Origin of the sequence: Dyadobacter sp., assembly GCF_017744695.1 — a bacterium.
Taxonomy (GTDB): Bacteria; Bacteroidota; Bacteroidia; order Cytophagales; family Spirosomataceae; genus Dyadobacter.
The window spans coordinates 1-22,435 of record NZ_JAGIAS010000004.1; the positions used below are offsets into that span (position 1 = coordinate 1).

Sequence of the window (22,435 nt, forward strand, 5' to 3'; positions counted from 1 at the left end):
TCGCTGTGCTGATCGTTTTCAGCACCGTTATTCCCGATTGGGAGTGCAAAAGTGGCAGCTTTAATTTTAACATGCAAGTAACAACAGTAAATATTTTTTGAAATCTTTACCCTACCACGCATAACCAGCTGATAAAGAAATTAATATCCTAAGAAAAAAATTGAAAGGTTTTTCGACTACGCTTTCTCATACCCCATCCATTACCGTATGAGCGATGAAAATGACGGCAAGACATGTGTGAACCACTTATATAGTATAAGGATGCCAGACACAATCTGCATGGTCAACAACCGGAAAGGATTCGGAGGGATATTATAGCTACGAGCGAATATTAAGATTCATCCCCCAGCTGATTCTGTGATAATATCTGCTTTCAATAGTAGTAAATACTCTCTTAATCAAACACTTAGCAATAAATACTTTAAATATGCTCCCCGTTTATTTAAAGGTCGAAAATTACCAACTAGCTGAATACAAGACAATTACAGGCCCGATAAATAAATCACCGTCGTATTCTACAATTTTCACAAAATAAAATACATACGTTTGCCTTGGTTGTAACACAACGTAGCCTTATCGCTTACAACCATATCTACTCAGCTTCTTCACTTTCGTTCGACTATCTTAATCCGGCCCAAACGCCACCCCGGCCGGATCATCGTTAAAGACCGCAATCATGCGGTTGATTAAGACTTTACCTCAAACGCTAAGTGCTTTAAGCGCTCCAAACGGAGTGACGGGTAGGCTATGTCCGTTTCGATCTAACGATCATTCAATATAAATCCATCCTTCCATTCACCACTATCTAAGTGTAAACCCTTAGGCATATGAAAAACTGTTACACTCAAAAAGGACAAAAAACGTCAAAGTTCAACCACATTTATTGGTTATTCAGCGCCCTGACGGTCTTTGCAAATTTCAATTCGGCTGCCCAGAACGTCACTTACCAAACCCTTTACGCTGACGCTACCTTCGATGGCCGGGCAATTAATCAAAGTTTACCAGTAGGAAGCATTTCTGGCAGTGGTAGTGTGGCATCAGGGGGCGCAACTTACTCTATTGCACTGGCCGTACCGCCCGGAACAAATGGTATTACCCCGGCAGTCTCGATCAACTACCATTCTATGGCGGGAAACGGCATTCTGGGCCAAGGCTGGGATATCGGAGGATTATCAAAAATTACCCGTTGCACCCGGAATATGTATTTTGATAATGAGACAAACCCGGTTACCATGACCAACAGCGACCGGTTTGTGCTCGATGGCGCCAGGCTGATAGCCAAAGCAGGCAATTATGGAGAACCCAACACAACCTACGGGACTGAAAGTGAAAATTTTGCAACCATTGTTTCTAAAAGCGCACAGGGGAACGGCCCCCAGTGGTTTGAAGTAACTACCAAAGACGGGGTAAAAATGGAATATGGAAATACCCCGGATTCCAGGCTTACCGGCCAGTTTGCCACCGTGCTTACCTGGGCGCTCTCACGCGTCCTATACCCGGATGGCAATTACATTACTTTCAAATACAACACCAACGCCAGTTTCGCATTACTCATCGATGAGATTAACTACACCGGTAATGCCGCACAAGGGTTAGCACCGTACAATCAGGTTAAATTCGACTATAAGATCCGCACAATCGATGAGAATGCAGGCTTTGAAAACGACACACGCGTTGAAAGCAAGTATTTGCTGGACAAGGTTACCACAAAAGCCGAGGGCGCGACCGTCAGGTCTTACCAGTTCAATTACGGACACGATAACATCAATTCCTATTTGAAAGAGGTCATCGAAGCCGGAACTGACGGCACGCAACTCAATGCCACTATTTTCAAATATGGTGACCCGCCTGCCGATTTCAGTACCGTAGATACAGACGGATATGACTACCCCTCCTCAACGACCATTACAGGAGATTTCAATGCGGATGGGTTAACCGATTTTCTGGAAGCCAGCCTTATTCAGAATCCCGCCGTATACCGGATGATTGTTTACATTAAGAACCCTGCGTACATCGCACAACCCAATGACTTTTTTGTAGGCAATGTAACTGATGCACCTCTTACGTATAGCGTTGTCAAGAAGCAAAGCATTCCCAATTCGTTCGACTTTTTGGCGTACGATTTTACGGGTGACGGGGCCGATGATGTTTTAATGACCAACATTGCCGGTTCGGGTCAAAATCGCACTTTGACTAGTCTCCGCATCTATCGCGCCGTTCAAACCAACTTACAGCCTCCAATCCAATTCGATGAACTGAACATTTCCCCTTACACCGGCTACTCCAAAATCCATCCCAGCGGTCATTTCATTTTTCCCGGCGACTATGACGGCGATGGCATACAGGATATCCTCACGATGCTTGGAAGCAATGCGGTCAACTACAATTGCCACTTATACAACGGCAAAGTCCAACCTGACTTTGGATCTATCGTTATTTCGGGTGTATTCGCATTAGCGGTAAGCGACTGGCCCACCGCCGACAAAGTCCACGTCGTGGATTTCAACGGAGATGGCAAAAGCGATATCATGCTGATCAAAGGGACTAATTGCGAGGTTTTTACTTTTGACGGATGGACTGCCCGCCGCATTCACTATTCAACCAATTATTTAACCAAAGATCATCTCAGCTATTTCGGGGACTTCAACGGCGACGGCAAAACGGATATCCTGGCAAAATCGACGACGTTGGGCACCTGGAAGATATTGATTTCTGCCGGGATTAATTTCTACGAATCACCCTTTGCCTTTAACACAACCCCCGATACCGATCCTTTCACCGGCGATCAGCTAGGGATTGCCGATATTAATGGGGATGGAAAGTCAGACATTTATCATGGGTGGCAAACAGCGGCACCTGCGAATTTCGATGTCTACTATGGAAGGGGTTATTCATGGAGTACCGGGACCAGTTTTTATCGTGTAAACAGCACATTCACAGTTAACCTGGGCGCACCGCCTCCCATGATCGGCGACTTCAATGGTGACCATCGGGCCGATATTATTAATTTCAAGAACATTTTTATTCCAATGGATATCTTCTACTTCAAAAAAGAAGGTAGGGAAAATCTGATCGAAAAAGTAAAAAACGGCTACAACCATGTTACCGAGTGGGTTTACAAGAAGCTCACGGATGAAAACGGCTTCCATATCCGGGGAAATCTCACGGCTTACCCTTTCAACGCGATCCAGCCACCACTCTACGCTGTTTCCGATTTCAAATTGCAGAATGGGATTGGGGGCATTAACACTATCCAATATACCTATGAAGCAAGCAAGTTACACCGGGGAGGCAAGGGTTTCCTGGGGTTTGGCAAGATAACGGCCAACGATCTGGCGACGGGGATCAAAACCATTTCAGAAAATGAATTCAACACTACTTACTTCACAGCCATCCCCTACCGGACTTCGGTCCATCTTGCATCAACAAATGCCTTGCTAAGCCAAACCACCAATACCAACACATTTGTCTCACCAGCAGCAAAACGCTTTTGGCTACAAACGACCAATATCCTTGAAAACAAGGTATTGGAGGGCAGGACTACGAACACGGCAAATGTCTATGATAACTTCGGCAACGTTACGCAAAGCACTGTTAATAACGGTGTGGAAACCGTTGTTACCAACACGGTTTACGGCGCCTATCCGGCCGGTGTGCTCAACAAGCCTACGTCTGTCACAATTTCGAATACGCGGTCGGGGCAACCTGTTCATACTGTTTCAACGGGATTCGGATATAATGGTATAGGCCAGCTTACTTCTAAAACCGACTTTAATGGATCGCCCAAAAACGTGGTCACGACATACGAATACTTCCCTTTGGGCAACCTGAAAAAAACTACTGTCACTCCCAATGGCACCGGTGCCTCTCCGGCACGAAATACCTCGTCAGTATACGATCCGAAAGGCCGCTATGCCCTGTCCAGCATCAACGAGCTCGGTCAAACTTCTACCGCTACTTATGACGCCAGGTGGGGAAAGACATTGACCTCGACTGGCGTCGACGGGCTGGTTACAACGTACCAATATGATGTATTCGGCAGGCCTACGGTTACGCTGCCCCCGGCGGCGGTTGCGTATAGCATTACGCAAAGCTATGGATGGGACCTGACCAATGGCGCAGTATGGTACAGCCTGGTTTCACATCCCGGTAAGCCTAATGTCAAAATATGGTATGACCTGCTGGGCCGCGAGATCAGACGGGAAACCGAGGGTTTCGGCAACCAGCCGGTCACACAGGTTCAAACTTATGATGCGAGGGGCAATGTCGTTTCCAACACCCAACCATATAAAGCCGGCGAAACCTTTATTACGACCACTACCCAATTCGATCAATACAACAGGCCCTACAACATCAATAGCGGCGCGTTGGGTACGAAAACGATCAGTTACGCCTATGCAGCTGGCGAACTTACTACCACCACGACCACCCCGACAGGAACAACCTCGCAAAAGACAGACGCCAGCGGGAAGGTAATCAATTCGGCAGACGATGGCGGGACATTGTTTTACACCTATTTCAGCCACGGAGGGATAAAAGACATCAAAAACGGTGCCGTTACGATTGCCAGTAGCCAATTCGATATCTACGGCCGTCAGACCCAACTGACCGATGCCAATGCGGGCACCACCCTGTATGATTACAATGCGCTGGGGGAGTTGGTCAGCCAAACGAATGCCAACGGAGCCGTCTACACCTTGACTTACGACGTCGCCGGAAGGACCCTCACCCGAACGAAAGCCGGAGAACCGGCCACTACCTATCAATACAGGGCCTCGGGGAACGGAATTAACCAGATCGAAAAAGTAACCGGTTTTGCCGGAAACCTGGAAGAGTATACCTATGACGCCTACGGGCGAATGTTAACGAACAAGGAAACAATAGATGGCAGTCCTTACATTACCACCTATACTTACAATAATTACGGGGACATTGCCTCAATACTATACCCATCCGGATTTGGCACCAATCATGCCTACGATACCAATAGTTACCCGACCACCATCAAAAACACCAACAGCTCGGTAACCCTTTACACCAACACCGGCATGAACGGCCTGGGCCAGAACACGGCCTATACATTGGGTAATGGTAAATCATCGGCGATTAATTACGACTACGGCATTCCGAAACTGTTTAGCACTGCCGGCGTACAGAACCTGGAACTCACCTGGGATTACCCCAAAGGCAACCTGACCAAGCGGAAGGATTACATTAAAAACAAGGAGGAGAGCTTCACCTACGACAATCTCAGCCGCCTGCTCTCAGCCACGGTGACAGGCAAACCTGCACAAACCACCACCTATGAACTTTCGGGCAACATCGCCTCGAAAACCGATGCCGGGCAACAGTTTAGCTATCACCCCGTCAAACTCAACGCACTCGCGGGCATCATTGCGCCTACTACCGCGCTACCCATGCTCACGCAGGACATTACCTACACGGCCTTCAACCAGCCCGAAAAGATTACCGAAAACGGCTCTGGCCAGCCTTACGAGCTCACCTACACCTACGATGCCGGTTACCAGCGCATTAAAGGTGTCATGAAAAAGAACGGCGCGCTGATCAACACCCATTACTATTTCGGAAGCTACGAGAAGGATATTACACCGGGTGTGCCCGACAAGCACCTGCATTACATCCATACTCCCGCGGGACTCTCGGCGATCGTGATCCGCGAGAACGGCACGGACCAGTATTACTACACCTACACCGACCACCTTGGCTCGCTGCTCACATTAACCGCCCCTAACGGCGCCGTCATCCTCGATCAAAACTTCGACGCCTGGGGCCGTCTTCGCCATCCTGCTAACTGGGATTACACCAACGTTCCCGCGCCCACCAGCTACTTGTACCGCGGCTTTACCGGCCATGAGCATTTGACCAATTTCAATTTGATCAATATGAATGGGCGGATGTATGATCCGGTCGTGGGAAGGGTGCTGAGTCCTGACAATTTTGTGCAGAATCCTTATTCGACGCAGGCGTATAACCGGTATAGCTATGTGATGAATAATCCTTTGAAGTATACTGATCCGAGTGGGGAGGTTATTTTTATCATCCCTCAAATAGGTTTTGGAAAAAACGGATTTAGCCTTGGTCTGGAAATCGGCGTTGGCATACCTGGTGTTCTCAGTGCCTCCGCAACTGCCGGATACAATTTTAAAAGTGAAAAAGGCTACTGGTCGGTACAAGGTTCTGTCTACGGTATTTATGGAGGATACGGTTCGTCCGGCTGGTTCGCGGGATATGGTTATCGATATGCCGGACTCAGCATAGGTGTCGGCTACGGAGCCAATGATGGTTGGAATGCTGGATTAAGTTATGGTGGAACTTACAACAACTTCAATGGATCCGCAGGAATTGGATGGAGTCAAAAAGGTGGCTTTGACTGGAATCTCACAGGGGGATATACTTTTAACATCGAAGCGGCAACTCGTACCAAAATTGGAGAATACAACTTAGAGGGTGCGCCAGAAAACGGATTAATGCAAAGGCAAAATTATGACTGCCTAATTTGTGCAACTGAATACTTGGAGCAAATGATACAAGGCAGAAGCTACGAAGACATATTGGCAGCCGTAGGGGACTTCTACGATCCCAATGCCGGAACAAATACCATGGCAGCGCTTAAAGCACTATATGGAGACAACAATGTCGCTGGCTATGAACAAATAAGTCCGTTAATCGTTGGACGAGAATTGCAACGTGGTAACCCAGCCATTATTGCGCAGAACAGTAATCATGCTATTGTCCCGGTAACTGTCGAACACTGGCAAAAAATCTACAAGAATCATCTGCCAAAAACGTATTTCAAAATTAAATATATGAATCCAGCGACGGGTCGTTTCCGTGATTGGAAATTGTACCGTTCAATAAGCTCTCCGACATTCATAATAAATTTCAGATGATAACTAAAATAAAATCGATCATTTTAAAATTGTTGCTTGTGCTGACAGTTTCAGAAACTGTTGCGCAAAGTATTATAAATCACCAAAAGCAATTATTGGCGATGGCAAAGAGAAAATCAAGAAAAGAACTGATAAGATCACTTGCACACGACGAGACCATGACAAAGTTCGAAATATATAGTCTTCTCACAAGTTTGAAGAGAATACCGATTCTCTCTTTTTCTATTGCTCCGGGAGCAGCCTCATATGACTCGACAAAGAAAATATCGGATTATTTAGAACTCAATGAAGCGTTTCCTATCGAATCTTCAATACTTCTTAAAAAGAATAAATTTTATGCAACACTAGACTGCTATGATAATGTAAACTATTCAAGTTGTGAACCATGTAACTACGACGATTCGGTGGAGGAAAAAAAAGATTATTACAATTATGAAATAAAAAAAATATATGACACTATCAAAAAAAGAAAATATTCACTGCTATTCAAAGTTCAGCATTTTAGAGAGGCAATTTGGTTCATAGAAAATAAAGAAGTAAAAATATATTCCACGCGAGACAAACTAGTCTATGATCCCGATGAATATATAAAAAAAAGATGTTCCGTCGAGAGCGTCAGAAATCTGGCGCTTGGGAAGTTACATTCTTTCTGTGACTAGCCACTCGGTCGCCGCTACGTTCCGCCTAAAATGTTAAAGTTCGCGGCGAAGATAGCAAGCATATAATTACTGAAAATCAAACAACAATGTAGCCAGTTGTTTTCAAGCAAGCTACAAAGTGGAAATCCTGCGACAATGGCTCAAAACAGCAATCATGCCATTGTACTTACAAAAATTGAGCTTTGGCAAAAAACTTACAAAAATCACATACCAAAAAGTTACTTTAAAATAAGATATATGGATCCAGCCACCGGGTCGCTTGGCTCTTGGCGAGCAAGAAAGGCCTTCGAAACACTGATATTTATTATAAGATTTTAAATGATTACCAGCTATGAAATCACTTATTCTAGTTATTTTGCTCTTAATTCCAATTGAGAAGTCAGTTGCACAAAATTTTATTGAGTATCAGAACAAATTAAGGTCAAGTGCAAAACGAAAAATAAGAAAAGAGCTTATCAGATCATTTACGCATGACGATTGGATGAGCCGATTAGAAGCATATTCGTTATTGAAAAAGTCAGATATTGTCCCCGTTGTCTCCTTTTGTATTACATCAGAAGCCAAAAAGTATGACTCTACAAAGAGAATAATAGACTATTTGCAACCCAATGAGAACTTCCCATTTGAATTGGCAATATTCTCAAAAAAAAGAAAATTTTATGCAACCCTAGATTGCTTTAATACCATTTATTACTCTGACTGCCAGCCATGCAATTATGACGATTCGATGGAGGAAAAAGTAGGTTATCATAATTATGAGATAAAAAAAATATATGATGCCATCAAAAATAGAAAATATTCACTGCTGTTCAAAGTCAAATATTTCAGAGAGGCAATTTGGCTCATAGAAAATAAAGAAGTAAAAATATATTCTTTGCAAGATAAATTAATCTATGATCCGGATGAATATATAAAAAAAAGATGTTCGGTCGAGGTCATCAGAAATCTGGCGCTCGGAAAGCTGCATTCTTTCTGTGACTAAGCCCATTTGTCGTATTTACATCCTGCCGGGAATGACAAACCCCCTCTGGGCTGGCTAACTATTGCATTGAGCGACAATAAATAACTAAAAAGACACCATGAAACCCAAATCATTTTTATTGATAACCCTAATTGTGCTTATCGCGAGCACCTGCCATCCGGAAGGTCCCGATTGTCATCACCGCGTTGTGCTTGAAAATGCATCATCGGATTCCGTAATTTTTGCATTACAATTTTACAATCTAACATACCAAAATCTAACACGTTGTGGTTTAGACGGAGAGGTTTTACCACCTAATTCAAAATTGGACTGGGGTGGATTTAGAACTTGCTGGGAAAACAGGATATCTAACGGAAAATCCTTACAAATCATCAAACATGACCTCTTCATATACAAAACACCACTATCCGTAAATTTCACGAAACCCAAGCTGTGCTCTTTATTACTCCCTGCAATATTAACGGCAAGTACCTGCCATCGCGAGGGCCCGAACTGCCACCATAACATTATTTTTAAAAACAGTTCAAGTGGCACCATAATTTATTCACTAAAAGGAAGTAATGGCAGTGGACTCTGCTCTATGATTATTTATTCCAACGCCAATCCTAGTGAAGAAGTTATTTTGGATTTACCAAGATATTGTTGGGAGCAAGAACTCGTACGGGGCAGAACCGCTGAAATGTATGTGATTGATTCAGGAAAGTTTAATACGGGTACAGGATTCTATGATTGCGATTCATTACCGATAAAAAACAAAGTGTTGAAGCATTATGAGTTGACACTAGATGATCTAAAGAAAGCCAATTTTACAATTGTTTATGAATAAGCTTCTAAAACACGAAATGAAACATCAAATATCGTATCAAAAATGAAACATAGTCTATACCTGATACTACTGGCGGTAGCCTATGGGCATTACTCCCTTGGACAAGACCAATATCTGAGTTTTGATTTTACATGCAACAGCAAGCGAACACGAAATCACATGATTTCTATTGATCGGAGAACAAACCCCGATTTGTTGGGATACATGCCCGTTAAAGGCTATTCTGGCTTGGCGAACGTAAGGTTTAAGGGAGCGCTTGCCGATAGTATTGGCAACTTCTTCTCGAACCGATCTACCGATCAAAATAATGACGTCCTTATCCTGGAAAATTTCTTCTTGAACTGTGGTTCTAGTCCGGGAAAGCTGATATTATCCATGAGATTATACTCTGAAAATCGCGAAGGTCAATATGCCCAAATTTGCTCAATCGACACAATTTATCAATTAAGCAATGGCGATCCCTTTGGGCGAATAAGCGAACTGTTCTGTGAGATATCGACGCTGGTTAATGCGGAAAACGCAAAACCGATGTCAAACACCTCATTTGTCCGGAAGGAAGACCTAACTCATCTGGATAGTTTAGAAAAACTCAACATACCGATCTACGTCGCCGCTAAACCTGTTTCAGGGATTTATAAAGATTATGCACATTTCAAAATGAACAAACCGGATATCAGCACCGACATATTTATCAGGTTACCAAAAAGGGAATTATAGAAGTAGACAGAACATACAAGGGTAAAAAAAGAAAAGTAAAATTAGACCCCACAGGCATCTACGCGGTCTCCGATGGAGATCGCCTACTAAAAATCACTTCATCCGCGAATATTTTCCAGTAATCAAACGGGGGTTTGACTTCTATTACGACCGCCCTGGGTATTTCTATGACCAGCCAAATACTTTTTCGCCATATTACTTCCCGGGAGATGGTAGAATCGGAACAACAGGGTCAGGCGATTTGGCAATCATAATTGGTGGACCGAAGCAGATAGATACAATCCCTACCTATCGGTTCAAAATCTATTATAAAAATGGGCATTCTATCCCTATTGGTCTTGTGAAGGGAGTATCAAACAGCAAATAGATCAAAACATATTTGCCTTCATCAAAATACACAAAACACAGCCATTCATACATTCATAATACCATTTGATAATCGGTTTTGGATTTAAAAGTACATACTATTATTTAGCACTCGCTATCAAAATTTACATCAACATTATTTAATAAAATCATTTTACTCTTATTACAAACATTAACATACTATCATTCATCATGAAAAATTCATTATTCTTCACGTTAATTCTTTTCATACCTATTTTAGGCACTGCCCAAACACCAACCGATTCGATGGCGATCGTACAAAAAGTCCAACTCTACACAATTGACAAACCCGAAGATCTGAACATTAAAGGTCAGATAGACGCAGCGCGGCACTATAAACGGTATAAGGGTGCGGTGACAGGCACGCTATTGACCAGTCTCCTTTCGCCGGTAATTGGCCTTATTCCAGCCATCATTTGCTCTGCTACTAATCCTAAAATTGAAAACCTCGGCTATCCCAGTGAGGAATTATTTAAGCAGGCTACGTATTACAAAGCATACACAAAAAAGGCGAAGAGAATAAAGCAACGAAAGGTTTGGTCTAATTGGGGAATTGGCCTGGGCGTGAATTTGGTGGTGATTTTAGTGCTAGCAAATTGATAATCAATGAAAAAGAAAGTCACTTTCATTTTTTTGGTTGCATTTTGTATACAATTAATTGTCGCATGCTGCAACTGCCCGGAACCGACCATATATCAATATAAATTCGAGTATGTTGCTGCATTTAACGTTGATAATTCCAAAGCAAACCCTATCATTTCAGAAAGCCCAATTCCGAGAAAGGCCTATGGAATTAAACTTCAAATAGGACTTCGTCAACTAGCCATGAGAAATCATAACAAATTTTCCCTACTTAACCAGGTCTGTGCTTTCGATTGCTTCTGTGGGCCGGACACTACGATAACTCCGAGAGACACCATTACAGCATTGAAAATTACGACGGTCGCTAATTTTAATGACCAATACCCGGCGGGAAGTGACGTCTCTGGTCTTTTTAAACTATTACGATCAGACACCTACATAGCTATCGACAGTGTTATCGCCAAGCCTGATATTTACTTCACTAGAACAGATACAAAATTTTTGGAACTATACCTCCTTACGCCGCCGGATCGAGCTGAAAAATATAGTTTCAAAATTGATATGGTTCTTTCGAATGGCACTCAAATTTCCGCCAGTACAAAACCTATTGATCTGGAATAAATATGAATAAATTACTATTGGCTCCACTTTCTCTGCTTTGCGCGTGGAATTTTGCTTTTGCACAATCTGAGTATAAACCGATTCAATTCTTCTATCGTCCATCGATTGGAGCGATGTTTCCAATGCGCTCGCCTTCACCACAATATATATCTGATAACCTTATTGGAAATAAATTTCAAAAACTGTTCGGTCAGGTTATTGACGTCGGTTTTTTCTATAAAAACTTTGGCCTGGAATGCTCGATTGTTTTATTACCAGCCCAAGGCTCCGAAAGCCGGCACAGTAAATTTGTAAATGCCGTTAATCTGGAATACGCTAGCGAATACTATGCCAGTGTTTCTTCCGGTGCGATGTATAACGATATGAGTGGCTCGACGGATCCCCAAGCGCGAGGGGGTATTGGCCCCGCTTACAAAGTGGAGCGAAATCGATTCGTTTTTGTCGGACGTGTAATGGCTGATGTTGTCTCGTTCGATACGGATTGGGGTACCGCCCAACTTAAACAGAAAGGAACGAATGAACTAGTCACCATTAATTGGCGCAGAGAGCGTCCCGTCATAGACTGCTTTACTATAAGTCCATCTTTTACATTTGCTTATAGAGTGAGCCGAAGAATCGCGATTGATCTAGATGTCGGCTCATGGCTTTACAGGCCAGATATCATTTATGTAGAAAAGACTACAAGCGCCATTTCCGGCAATGCGACCACTAAGGAATATCGATCCAGCCATTTCATGAATGATGTCAGCGTAGGGCTAGGCATCATGGTAGTATTCAAGTAGATAAAAATTGACCCGTCGAACGCTTAAACATCAACCCAATGAAAAACACATTTACACTATTCATACTGCTTCTCATTTCAGGCGCTGCAACGTGCTCCTCGCAGGACGCACCCAAAGTAGCTGCCCATGAATACGAATCCTGCTGCGGCACCCAGGCCGTTGAGTTTTCCTATGAAAAGAAGCGGATTTACGTGCCCAACGTATTTACACCCAATAAAGACGGTGTGAATGACTATTTCTTTCCGGTTGTAAATGATGTCGTTACGGACATTTGGGGTTTTGCCGTATACAGTGCCGAGGGGGATACGATGTTGTATCAAAAACCCTATTTCAATTCCAAAATGGCCGTGCAAGAGTACGGCTGGGATGGATTAAGGCCCGACGGCTCGCGGTATAAGGGCGCGTTCAGGTATAAGATGCGCGTGGATGATATGCAGGCGAACAAGCACATCGTCGAGGGGCGTGCGTGCGCTATCCTGTGCGGAAGCGGATCTGAGGTATTCCGGACAAAAACCGGATGCTACTTCCCCGTTCAGGCCAGCCAAGACGGCACGCTGGACAAATCGATTGCAAACGGGGAGAAGGATTGCTTTTAAGATATCACACTATCCACCTTAAATATCTCACTCATGAGCACACACCTGACCAGAATACTGGTTCTCTGCGCTATTGTCACCTCGCCGGGCATCATTAATGCGCAGATCAAGTTTACCTACGACAATGCCGGTAACCGGATCAAACGGGAGTTTAATGGCACCCTCGTTCAGCTCGACGCCAAAGTCCTCCTCAGAGGCGCGTACCGCCCAGGGCAGGTAAACATGGCCACCGATTTACAAACCTATTTCAGCGCGAATTCGGGCTTACTGCCTGTTACGGATCCATACGGCGGAAATGTCGTTTACAACAACATTGGCAACCCGGCAGGAGTAGCTGGCGCACTCGTAGATTGGGTAAAGATTGAAATTCGAGACGCTGCCAACCCGGCTGTAAAACTCCAGTCGAAAAGCCTGTTGCTAAAACCCAATGGTAGCATCGTCGACACAGACGGTACGCTTCCTGAATTCGTCGGACAAAGCTCGCCAATACGGATAGCCATTTTTCATCGGAATCATTTAGCCATCCTGAGCAATTCAATCGCGGGTTTCAATGCCGGCACATCGGTGTACGATTTTACAACCGCCCTCAACAAGGCCAGCCAACTTCCGGGTGATCCTTCCCAAATGGGTAGCATTAATGGAAAGTGGTATATGTGGGCTGGCGACTTAAACAACGATCTGGCCGTTGATGCCACTGACGGCTCCATCGCTAGCAACGACTTCCTCGATGGCTTTTTCGATCAATACCTTTTAACCGATGTAAGCCTGGACGGGGGCGTGGATGCTACGGACATGAGCATCATGAATGTGGCATTTCTTAATGGTTACTACTCGACTTTGATAAACTATGCCCCGTAGCGTTTCGCCAAATACCAACATAAGAAAGCCGTTCGCAACGGCGAGCCAATACATCAGCGGATTGATTTATCATTTACCAGTATTTGCAAGTTTCAGGAGGCCTTACGCCAGTTAAGGTCTGTTCCAACTGCTCACTATCCATTCGACTAGACTGATCCTGCGTTTGACTGTGAAAAAGGAACGCAGAAAATTCAGCCCAAGCTCCAACCGGGTCGCCGAAGCGAGCCAAAGTGGCTATTGAAGCGATTAAAGAGGTTCAAACCATGCAGGAATTGGCCTCCAAGTACGAGATTCATCCAACACAGATAGCGGCCTGGAAACGAAAGTTTTTGGAAAAGGCTGAATTAGTGTTCAGTAAAGAAGCACCTGCCACTCTTAATGAAGCGAAAAACACAAAGGAGAAGGAATTGTATTCCAAGATCGGTGAACTTCAAGTCCAGGTCGATTTAAAAAAAAGGTCTTTGGGAAATGATCGGCCGATGCGGTGTCATGGAGAAACGCGGACTTGTTTCCCCTGGTAGTATCGTACAATCTGAAGAATTGATGTAGTACACAATATCTCCTACGACGGCATAAGTCGAACCGTAAGCTCGAACGACAAAAAAGTACAAAAATAATCGTTATTGGCCGGAAGTAACTCAGTCGTGTAATTTGAGGCGCAAAGAAACAGTGCAGAAACGGTACCTTTGCTATTGCATCCCTACTTAACTCGCCGATTGCAGATGGAGCTGTTAGCAGAAAATGACAAGGCAATTTTGTTCCTTACGGATAGAATGAATTTGATTAGCTCATTGATCACGACATTTCAAATCAACTATTCGGGCGAAGGCTTAACCATCGACGTACATATCACGTTAACACACTCCATTGACCTCCCAAAGGTTCTGCTTAGATTCGGTGGAGTCACCGAATACCAATTTTACTGGGATTCAAGCCATTACTTCTATAACATAACGTTCTGTAAGCTGTTTGACAATGAAACTGGTTATTATTGCTCGTTTGACCCGTTCGATGAAAGTGAGCAGATCAACGATCAAGACAATGACTACATCAAAGCAAAAGCAATTCAAGTATATATGGATAAGGGGACAGCATAAAATAGTAGCTATCAATTTCGCTGATAGCATGTATTTTGGTTATTCTGAGTCTGCAACTCCAAAAACGACACTAGACCTTCGAAATCCAAACATATCGTGCATCTCCTAAACGGATCATCAAAACGATTCATTGGCTTAGTTATTAGGTCATGTCCCCTGAATCGTGTCGCTACATGAGGTTACAAGGAAATGCACCTTCATTTCACACTTAACTTACTGATCTTCCAGGTATCCACAACTTTTACAACAACAGTATTCAAGGTAGTATAAACTTTGGCCCCGTGGATGCTGATGGTGCCAAAATATGCTGGATGGTTATCATTTTTACTTTTTAGAAGCGAGAGTATTAATGGCGACAATTCAAATCTCGTAAAATCCTCATTTAAAGAAAATAAGACATCAAAATCTACATAAACCGAAATTTAACAACAGTTTTGGGTGGTTTAAACCCTATTAGTTCAGGAAGCTCAAATATTTGCTTCTCATTCGCCCCTCACCCGCCACGTTATTTTAGGTATAAAGCCCCATAACAGCTCGAATTCAAACATATCTGTCTCCACTGACGGATTTCTAGCTTCCACCGCCCTGAGAAATTTCATAAAATTGTTGTTGGTCACTGACGGCAAAACTGTGATAGATTTTTCATCACTGCCACTTACCTTATATTGGATTCTCCAATAACGATCATGTTGAAGGTTGGAGCTCAGACCGAGCTTAATCGCCGTAATAGAGGAAAGAGGAATTTTGATGTCGTTATCATAATGAAAAAATTCCTCGTCGAATTTGAGATCGCGACTGAGGAATCCACTTCTGATCCAGTACAATCCAAGTGCCGAAGAGACAAAAAACATGACGTCTCCCACTCCTATCGTGCCTTTCAGGACAAGGTAGACGCAGAAAATTAAATTGGCCGTGATAACTATCAACGTGGCGAGGCGTTTCATGCTGATTCCAAGGCTAGCCAAGTATTGCAACTTTTATTGCAACAAAAGAAAAAAGCACTTAACAATTTCTTGCTAAGTGCTTGATTTTCAAGCTCCCGAAGCTGGGCTCGAACCAGCGACCCTCTGATTAACAGTCAGATGCTCTAACCGGCTGAGCTATTCGGGAATCATTATCCGGTTGTTGTACTCGAATTATGGTGCAAATCTAGTAATTCAAGTTATACGGCGCAAGTGTCGGCTTCAAAAAAATATTACGCTTGCACTTTCGCGAGGATTAACTCCTTGACTTTCTTGGCATCTCCCTTCGTAAAATTATTAATAATTATTTCGGGACGCATGCGTGGGATAATCCGGATCGTCGAAAAAAACATGCCGCTATCGATCTCAACGCCCGAGATGTCCGAGTAAAACACGAAATTATCGTTGCTTCTGAAAAGTTTCCTGACTTTGAAGGTTACCCCCTTTTCCCCGAAGGTGATTTCATCGGGAAAGAATGGGTTCATGAGCCCGCTGGCGCTGAATCGCTCGTTCATATTTGAATAGGTTATTAAAATGAATGCTTACAAAGGTACGTATACGACTTTCTTAGTTTCAAAGAATTCTTCCCCGAAAAAGTCGGAAAGCGCGTAAATCTGCGGCTTTTCTTTGATCTCGGAGAGCTCTTCGGCCAGATCGCCACCTTTGAGATATAAAATTCCGTTCCTGCGGTCATGGAAGGAGTTGCGACCGATGTTTTTCTTCACCCAGCCCACAAACGGCGCCATGCGCGTCACAGCACGGCTTACAACAAATTCATAACTATCGTCGAGCTTTTCCGCACGCACCTGCTCGGCGCGTACATTATCGAGCTTCAATGCAGCCACCACTTCCTGCACCACGCGGATTTTTTTACCAATGCTGTCGACAAGGTGAAACTGTGCGTCGGGAAACATAATCGCCAACGGAACTCCTGGAAAGCCGCCGCCGGTACCAACGTCAAGAATGCTCGTTCCGGGGCGGAATTGCTGCACTTTGGCGATGCCGAGCGAATGCAGCACGTGGCGTTCATATAAGGTATCGATGTCCTGACGGGAAATCACATTCACACGGGCGTTCCAGTATTCGTATAACTCACCCATTTGTCCGAACTGATCGCGCTGGTCAGCGGTCAGGTCCGGAAAGTACTTATCAATCAATTCCATGATTTACGGGGTTTTCTGCTCGTCATGGTCAAAAACCCGAAAACGAGGTAATAAACAAAAAGCGCAAAGTCCATTAATAAAAAGCTGAACCATTCCACGGTTTTATCCAGCTTCATATTAATAATGATAAGCAGGAACCACTGAATAGCCCATCTTACGCCAAAAATAGCGCCGAGGAATTGCAGTAATAGCATATCTTTCATGATCAAGCCCCACGCCAAAGTAACCAACCCCAGCAACCAGGTGGCAATGTGCGCCGCCGAAAGCATCCCGAGCAATACTTTGTTACGCGGCTTGTAGTACCGGCTTACCGAAATGTGCCGGCGTTTTTGCCGAAACCAGTCTTTCCAGTTGGTCTTGGGAAGTGAGTAAACGAAGGAATCTTCTTCGATAGAAATGGTGGTGTTTGAGCTTGTCGCTACCTCGTTCAGGAAGATATCGTCATCGCCCCCGAATACGTGCTTGTGCGTATAAAAGCCTTTGTTCGCAAAAAATACAGACCGCTTATATAATATGTTACGGCCTACACCCATATAAGTCATTCCGGCCAGTGTGAAAGACAGGTATTGAACCGCTGCATAGAAGGTTTCGCAACGGATAAACCAGTTGAGCAGGCCCTTTTGTTTAAAATACGGCGAAAAGCCCAACACGATATCCTTGTTCTCAGTTACCCGTGAGGTCATAGCAGTTATCCAGTGATTCGAGGCCGGCCGGCAATCCGCGTCTGTCATGAGTGCGATGGGATATTTGGCCTGCTTCATACCCACAGTCAATGCATATTTTTTGGGCGTGACATGATTAAACTGGTCGTTAATCCGGATGTACCGGATATTCTTCCAGCCGTTGATATTCTCGCGGATATACTCTTCACTCCCGTCGTCGGACCGGTCGTCGAGCAGGATCACCTCGTATTCGGGATATTCCTGCGCATCCAGTAGCGGAATGAGCTCCGTCAGGTTCTCTTTTTCATTCCAGGCACACACCAATACGGTTACTCCGGGCATGGCACTGCCATAATTAGCGCCCTTTCCGTAAAATGCCAGCCGTGTAAAAAAGAAGAGATAATAGAATAACTGAACAGCTACGAACGCTCCTAGCGCATAGAGTAAAGAATCGGCCACAACAGAAGAGAGATGTAAAATTTTACCATATTCATGCAAATATACTGTCATTGACAGGAATGTTCGAGACGTTCCTTCTATTTTTGCACACCAGCAATTTAAAACCTTTTAATGAAGTTTACATTACAAGTTGAGGATCCCCATTCGAAAGCGAGGGCCGGAGTGATCGAGACGGATCATGGGGTAATCCAGACGCCCATCTTCATGCCCGTGGGTACCGCGGGGACTGTGAAAGCGGTTCATCAGCGTGAACTGAAAGAAGATGTCAAGGCACAAATTATATTAGGAAACACCTATCACCTATATCTCCGCCCCGGTCTCGACATTCTCGAGAAAGCCGGAGGATTGCACGCATTCAACGGCTGGGACCGACCGATCCTGACCGATAGCGGCGGTTATCAGGTATATTCGCTGGCCGGAACCGGCCGTAAAATAAATGAAGAAGGTGTGGTATTTAAGTCACACATTGACGGTGGCGTACACACCTTCACGCCTGAAAACGTGATGGACATCCAGCGCACCATCGGCGCCGACATCATTATGGCATTCGACGAGTGCACGCCTTACCCGTGCGAGTTCACGTACGCACGCAAGTCGATGGAGATGACCCACCGGTGGCTCACGCGCTGCTGCAACCGGTTCGACAGCACCGAGCCGCGCTATGGCCACGGCCAGACGTTGTTTCCTATCGTGCAGGGAAGTGTTTACAAAGACCTGCGGAAACAATCCGCCGAGTTTATTGCGTCTGCCGGGCGCGAGGGGAATGCGATCGGCGGTCTTTCGGTAGGTGAACCGGCCGAGATTATGTACGAACTGACGGAAGTAGTTTGTGATATTCTGCCAAAGGATAAACCGCGTTATCTGATGGGCGTGGGGACGCCCGCAAACATCCTGGAATGCATTTCACTGGGCGTAGACATGTTTGATTGCGTTATGCCGACCCGAAATGCACGCAATGGCATGATTTTTACAACGGAAGGTATTATCAACATCCGTAACGAAAAGTGGAAGGATGACTTGTCACCGATAGACGCCGGCCTTGGAGGGCACGTTAGTACATTTTACAGTAAGGCGTATCTGAGGCATCTTGTAAAATCAGGCGAAATGCTTGGAGCGCAAATTGCGAGCATTCACAACCTGACCTTCTATTTGTGGCTGGTTAACAGCGCGAGAGAGAAAATTATCGACGGAACTTTCGCTTCCTGGAAGCGGGAAATGGAAAAAAAATTGAATCAACGGCTTTGAAAGTTCAAAAAAGGAGGTTTCTTTCGGGTAAAATTTGAATTAAATATCAGGAAACTTTTCCATTTGTATCAACTTGCGGTTGATTAAGTGATATTGATAACCTATTTTTGTGCGCACTAGGCATTTGGTTAATGTTGCGATTAGCCGTGAAATAAATATATAACTTTACTCATAAAATTGGATATAGATCAATCCTAGTTAATCTTAATAACGCTAACTTGAATAGTATGAAAAAAGTATCCCAGTTGATTGGTTCGTTTGCCTTGGGAGCAATGATGGCGCTGCCTTCATTCGCACAGCCGCTGGTGCAACCGAATTCTCCGGATTACAATCCAAAAGCGACGTACGATGGCCCTTACAAATTGAACACCTGGTCAATTTCCGCACACTTTGGCCCGACGCTGTTTTTTGGTGATTTAAGAGAATATGACTTCTGGCCTGTTACCAAAACAAACTCTGACAGCCACAAGGAATCCGGAACTTTTCAAGGAGGCCTCACTTTGAACAAACAACTTTCGTACCTGTTCGGCGCTCGTCTGGACGCGTCTTTGGGTAACCTGAGAGGTATGAAGCGTCGTAGCTATAACCGTTATTTCGAAGGCAACTACTTCGACGTATCGCTTTCAGGAACCGTGAATTTGAAAGGACTTCTTATGGGGCCCAACAAAATGAAGCGTTGGAAAATCGATGCGTATGCAGGTATCGGTCAGGTATTTTACGATGCTACCGCATATGACCTGACAGGCGGTGTGGAACTTCGCAAAACAGGTAAAATGAACGACTGGATCGTTCCAACCGGTTTGAACATCAACTACGAAGTAACACCTAGAATCGACATCGGTGTTGACTTCCGTTTGACCCACACCAACTCCGATTACCTCGACGCTACTTACGGCGGAGACTATGACAGAACTCAGGACAAAGTAGAGATCAAGGACAAGGTTAAAACTTCCCACAAAGGAAACTCTGAGCTTGACAGCTACGGATACGGTGCAATTCAGGTAACTTACAAATTGGGCAAAAAGCCTTTGAAAGTTCAAAAAGTGGATGGCAAATGGGATTACAAACCAGAAGAAGGCGGTTACTACCACCTGCGTTACACAGACCCACGTGTGCTGGTTAAGCCTCCGAAAATCCTTACACTCGAAGAAATGGACTCAGTTGCAAAAGCAAACCGTCCAAAAGATATCGATCCACGTTTGTTGCTTGATACCGACGGTGACGGTGTATCTGACTTCTTCGATAAAGAGCCTAACTCACCAGCAGGAAGCATTGTTGACGGTGCTGGTCGCGTACTCGACTTCGACTCTTACGTGAAAAATGCATTGGCAACAGGCGCAGCTTGCTCCGAGATCTTTGCTAACGTAACATTCGATACCGACAAAAACGTATTGAAACCTGAATTCCAGGAATTGCTGAAAAACGTAGCAGCATTGATGAACAAAAACGGTTGCCGCTTGCAACTGGCTGGTCACACCGACCGTCGTGCATCTGACCGTTACAACATCGCGCTTTCAAAACGCCGCGTAGATGCAGTGAAAAACTATCTGATCAACGAAGCTGGTCTGACAGACCCAAGCAAAGTGATCGTAGACTACTTCGGATCATTCAAACCTATCGCCGACAGCGCAACCCGCACAGGTTTGCAGAAAAACCGTCGCGTAGAATTGAAACTTCTTCCCTAATAGTTGAAGAAACGACTTAAAGAGAAAGGCTCCCGTCGGGAGCCTTTCTCTTTTTAATATATTCACAGCCAAATCAATTAGCCACATCATAACACGCAACAGGGAATTAATGAAACAGTATGATTATCTGGTAGTAGGAGCAGGTTTGTGGGGATCGGTATTCGCCCATGAGGCAACCAAACGCGGAAAGAAATGTCTGGTAATCGATCGCCGCGACCATATTGGCGGCAATGTGTATTGCGAGAATGTCGAAGGCATTAATGTCCATAAATACGGTGCCCATATATTTCATACCAACGACAAGGACATCTGGGACTATGTGAACTCTTTTGTGGAATTCAACCGGTACACCAACTCTCCCGTAGCCAATTTCAATGGTGAACTCTACAACCTTCCATTTAATATGAACACTTTCTACCAGCTATGGAAGGTGCGGACGCCGGAGGAAGCGAAGGAAAAGATTCGTCAGCAGGTGGAAGAGGCAGGCATTAAGGACCCGCAAAACCTCGAAGAGCAGGCGATCTCGCTGGTAGGTACAGACATTTACGAGAAACTGATCAAGGCGTATACTGAGAAGCAATGGGGTAGAAAAGCCACCGAACTGCCGGCATTCATTATCAAACGGCTTCCCGTACGGTTTACATTCGACAACAACTACTTTAACGACCGCTATCAGGGCATTCCTATCGGTGGCTACAACAAACTTACCGAGGGATTGCTGAAAGACGTAGACGTTCGTCTAGCGGTGGATTTCTTCAAAGAAAGAGAAACTTTGACGGCCCTGGCGGAAACCATCGTTTACACCGGCCCTATCGACGAGTACTTTGATTTCCGCTTCGGCCAGCTCGAATACCGTAGCCTGCGCTTTGAAAATCAGCTGCTGGATCAGGATAATTATCAGGGTAACGCGGTGGTCAACTACACGGATGGAGAAACGCCTTTCACCCGCATTATCGAACATAAGCACTTTGAATTCGGCACGCAGCCCAAAACCGTGATCACGCACGAGTACCCGCAGGAGTGGGTGAAAGGTGCCGAGCCATACTACCCGGTAAACGACGATAAAAACACGGCAGTATTCAATCAATACAAAGCCCTCGCAGCCGAGGAACCCAACGTCATTTTTGGCGGAAGGCTCGCCGAATATCGTTACTACGACATGCACCAAGTAGTAGCATCAGCACTTAAAAAAGTAAAAGTGCATTTCGATTCTTAAAATATTTTTCGCCAAAAAACCTGTT

19 protein-coding genes and 1 tRNA gene are annotated in these 22,435 nt (G+C 44.6%); 15 read left to right on the forward strand and 5 right to left on the reverse strand.

Going from position 1 to position 22,435, the window contains the following annotated elements; all coding sequences use genetic code 11:
• Window positions 1-827: 827 nt before the first annotated feature.
• The 12 genes from J7619_RS16035 (at window position 828) to J7619_RS16090 (ending at window position 15,018) form a co-directional block, all read left to right on the forward strand.
• Complete coding sequence (locus J7619_RS16035; protein ID WP_291200382.1) at window positions 828-6,911, forward strand: FG-GAP-like repeat-containing protein; 6,084 nt, start codon at window positions 828-830, stop codon at window positions 6,909-6,911.
• A 38-nt stretch (window positions 6,912-6,949) separates the two neighbouring features.
• Entirely contained in the window at window positions 6,950-7,570 is a 621-nt protein-coding gene (locus tag J7619_RS16040; RefSeq protein ID WP_291200385.1) for a hypothetical protein, read from the forward strand.
• Between the two features lie 331 nt (window positions 7,571-7,901).
• Window positions 7,902-8,552 carry a hypothetical protein gene (locus J7619_RS16045; RefSeq protein ID WP_291200388.1) on the forward strand — a complete coding sequence of 217 codons (651 nt, stop codon included), beginning with the start codon at window positions 7,902-7,904 and terminating at the stop codon, window positions 8,550-8,552.
• A gap of 97 nt (window positions 8,553-8,649) precedes the next feature.
• Window positions 8,650-9,378: a hypothetical protein gene (locus J7619_RS16050; protein WP_291200392.1), complete on the forward strand. Its 729-nt coding sequence runs from the start codon at window positions 8,650-8,652 to the stop codon at window positions 9,376-9,378.
• Window positions 9,379-9,420: 42 nt separating this feature from the next.
• A complete protein-coding gene (locus J7619_RS16055) occupies window positions 9,421-10,095 on the forward strand; it encodes a hypothetical protein (protein ID WP_291200394.1) in 675 nt (224 codons plus the stop codon).
• 558 nt (window positions 10,096-10,653) lie between these two features.
• On the forward strand, window positions 10,654-11,082 hold the full coding sequence (locus J7619_RS16060; protein ID WP_291200397.1) for a hypothetical protein: 429 nt from the start codon (window positions 10,654-10,656) through the stop codon (window positions 11,080-11,082).
• Between the two features lie 6 nt (window positions 11,083-11,088).
• On the forward strand, window positions 11,089-11,685 hold the full coding sequence (locus tag J7619_RS16065; protein ID WP_291200400.1) for a DUF5034 domain-containing protein: 597 nt from the start codon (window positions 11,089-11,091) through the stop codon (window positions 11,683-11,685).
• Between the two features lie 2 nt (window positions 11,686-11,687).
• The gene (locus J7619_RS16070) at window positions 11,688-12,467 is read left to right on the forward strand and encodes a hypothetical protein (RefSeq protein ID WP_291200403.1); all 780 of its coding nucleotides are present in this window, start codon (window positions 11,688-11,690) and stop codon (window positions 12,465-12,467) included.
• Window positions 12,468-12,505: 38 nt separating this feature from the next.
• Complete coding sequence (locus J7619_RS16075) at window positions 12,506-13,063, forward strand: hypothetical protein (RefSeq protein ID WP_291200406.1); 558 nt, start codon at window positions 12,506-12,508, stop codon at window positions 13,061-13,063.
• Between the two features lie 33 nt (window positions 13,064-13,096).
• Window positions 13,097-13,921, forward strand: coding sequence for a hypothetical protein (locus J7619_RS16080; RefSeq protein WP_291200409.1), 825 nt, complete (start codon window positions 13,097-13,099; stop codon window positions 13,919-13,921).
• A 230-nt stretch (window positions 13,922-14,151) separates the two neighbouring features.
• The gene (locus J7619_RS16085; RefSeq protein ID WP_291200412.1) at window positions 14,152-14,442 is read left to right on the forward strand and encodes a hypothetical protein; all 291 of its coding nucleotides are present in this window, start codon (window positions 14,152-14,154) and stop codon (window positions 14,440-14,442) included.
• A 201-nt stretch (window positions 14,443-14,643) separates the two neighbouring features.
• On the forward strand, window positions 14,644-15,018 hold the full coding sequence (locus J7619_RS16090; RefSeq protein ID WP_291200415.1) for a hypothetical protein: 375 nt from the start codon (window positions 14,644-14,646) through the stop codon (window positions 15,016-15,018).
• A gap of 482 nt (window positions 15,019-15,500) precedes the next feature.
• Here the strand turns inward: J7619_RS16090 and J7619_RS16095 are convergent, their stop codons facing one another.
• The 5 genes from J7619_RS16095 to J7619_RS16115 form a co-directional block, all read right to left on the reverse strand.
• Window positions 15,501-15,962, reverse strand: coding sequence for a hypothetical protein (locus J7619_RS16095; RefSeq protein ID WP_291200418.1), 462 nt, complete (start codon window positions 15,960-15,962; stop codon window positions 15,501-15,503).
• A gap of 92 nt (window positions 15,963-16,054) precedes the next feature.
• A tRNA-Asn gene (locus tag J7619_RS16100) sits at window positions 16,055-16,128 on the reverse strand.
• Between the two features lie 85 nt (window positions 16,129-16,213).
• Complete coding sequence (locus tag J7619_RS16105; protein ID WP_223410766.1) at window positions 16,214-16,495, reverse strand: hypothetical protein; 282 nt, start codon at window positions 16,493-16,495, stop codon at window positions 16,214-16,216.
• 27 nt (window positions 16,496-16,522) lie between these two features.
• Window positions 16,523-17,143 carry a 16S rRNA (guanine(527)-N(7))-methyltransferase RsmG gene (gene rsmG / locus J7619_RS16110; RefSeq protein ID WP_291200424.1) on the reverse strand — a complete coding sequence of 207 codons (621 nt, stop codon included), beginning with the start codon at window positions 17,141-17,143 and terminating at the stop codon, window positions 16,523-16,525.
• Window positions 17,134-18,315, reverse strand: coding sequence for a glycosyltransferase (locus tag J7619_RS16115; protein WP_291200428.1), 1,182 nt, complete (start codon window positions 18,313-18,315; stop codon window positions 17,134-17,136). The genes rsmG and J7619_RS16115 overlap by 10 nt, the downstream gene beginning before the upstream one ends.
• Window positions 18,316-18,375: 60 nt before the next feature.
• Between J7619_RS16115 and tgt the strand changes: the two genes are divergently transcribed.
• The 3 genes from tgt to glf all read left to right on the forward strand — a co-directional run bounded on the left by tgt (window position 18,376) and on the right by glf (window position 22,410).
• Window positions 18,376-19,509, forward strand: coding sequence for a tRNA guanosine(34) transglycosylase Tgt (tgt, locus tag J7619_RS16120; RefSeq protein ID WP_291200430.1), 1,134 nt, complete (start codon window positions 18,376-18,378; stop codon window positions 19,507-19,509).
• A 227-nt stretch (window positions 19,510-19,736) separates the two neighbouring features.
• Window positions 19,737-21,194, forward strand: coding sequence for an OmpA family protein (locus tag J7619_RS16125; protein ID WP_291200434.1), 1,458 nt, complete (start codon window positions 19,737-19,739; stop codon window positions 21,192-21,194).
• Between the two features lie 109 nt (window positions 21,195-21,303).
• Window positions 21,304-22,410, forward strand: a complete 1,107-nt coding sequence (gene glf, locus J7619_RS16130; protein WP_291200437.1) for a UDP-galactopyranose mutase — start codon at window positions 21,304-21,306, stop codon at window positions 22,408-22,410.
• The last annotated feature ends 25 nt before the right edge of the window (window positions 22,411-22,435 follow it).

Coding starts and splice junctions, on each gene's coding strand:
- J7619_RS16125 (WP_291200434.1), top strand. CDS start 19,737: ATGAAAAAAGTATCCCAGTTGATTGGTTCGTTTGCCTTGGGAGCAATG.
- rsmG (WP_291200424.1), bottom strand. CDS start 17,143: ATGGAATTGATTGATAAGTACTTTCCGGACCTGACCGCTGACCAGCGC.
- J7619_RS16095 (WP_291200418.1), bottom strand. CDS start 15,962: ATGAAACGCCTCGCCACGTTGATAGTTATCACGGCCAATTTAATTTTC.
- J7619_RS16090 (WP_291200415.1), top strand. CDS start 14,644: ATGGAGCTGTTAGCAGAAAATGACAAGGCAATTTTGTTCCTTACGGAT.
- J7619_RS16070 (WP_291200403.1), top strand. CDS start 11,688: ATGAATAAATTACTATTGGCTCCACTTTCTCTGCTTTGCGCGTGGAAT.
- J7619_RS16105 (WP_223410766.1), bottom strand. CDS start 16,495: ATGAACGAGCGATTCAGCGCCAGCGGGCTCATGAACCCATTCTTTCCC.
- J7619_RS16075 (WP_291200406.1), top strand. CDS start 12,506: ATGAAAAACACATTTACACTATTCATACTGCTTCTCATTTCAGGCGCT.
- J7619_RS16080 (WP_291200409.1), top strand. CDS start 13,097: ATGAGCACACACCTGACCAGAATACTGGTTCTCTGCGCTATTGTCACC.
- J7619_RS16065 (WP_291200400.1), top strand. CDS start 11,089: ATGAAAAAGAAAGTCACTTTCATTTTTTTGGTTGCATTTTGTATACAA.
- J7619_RS16055 (WP_291200394.1), top strand. CDS start 9,421: ATGAAACATAGTCTATACCTGATACTACTGGCGGTAGCCTATGGGCAT.
- tgt (WP_291200430.1), top strand. CDS start 18,376: ATGAAGTTTACATTACAAGTTGAGGATCCCCATTCGAAAGCGAGGGCC.
- J7619_RS16035 (WP_291200382.1), top strand. CDS start 828: ATGAAAAACTGTTACACTCAAAAAGGACAAAAAACGTCAAAGTTCAAC.
- J7619_RS16050 (WP_291200392.1), top strand. CDS start 8,650: ATGAAACCCAAATCATTTTTATTGATAACCCTAATTGTGCTTATCGCG.
- J7619_RS16060 (WP_291200397.1), top strand. CDS start 10,654: ATGAAAAATTCATTATTCTTCACGTTAATTCTTTTCATACCTATTTTA.
- J7619_RS16115 (WP_291200428.1), bottom strand. CDS start 18,315: ATGACAGTATATTTGCATGAATATGGTAAAATTTTACATCTCTCTTCT.
- J7619_RS16045 (WP_291200388.1), top strand. CDS start 7,902: ATGAAATCACTTATTCTAGTTATTTTGCTCTTAATTCCAATTGAGAAG.
- glf (WP_291200437.1), top strand. CDS start 21,304: ATGAAACAGTATGATTATCTGGTAGTAGGAGCAGGTTTGTGGGGATCG.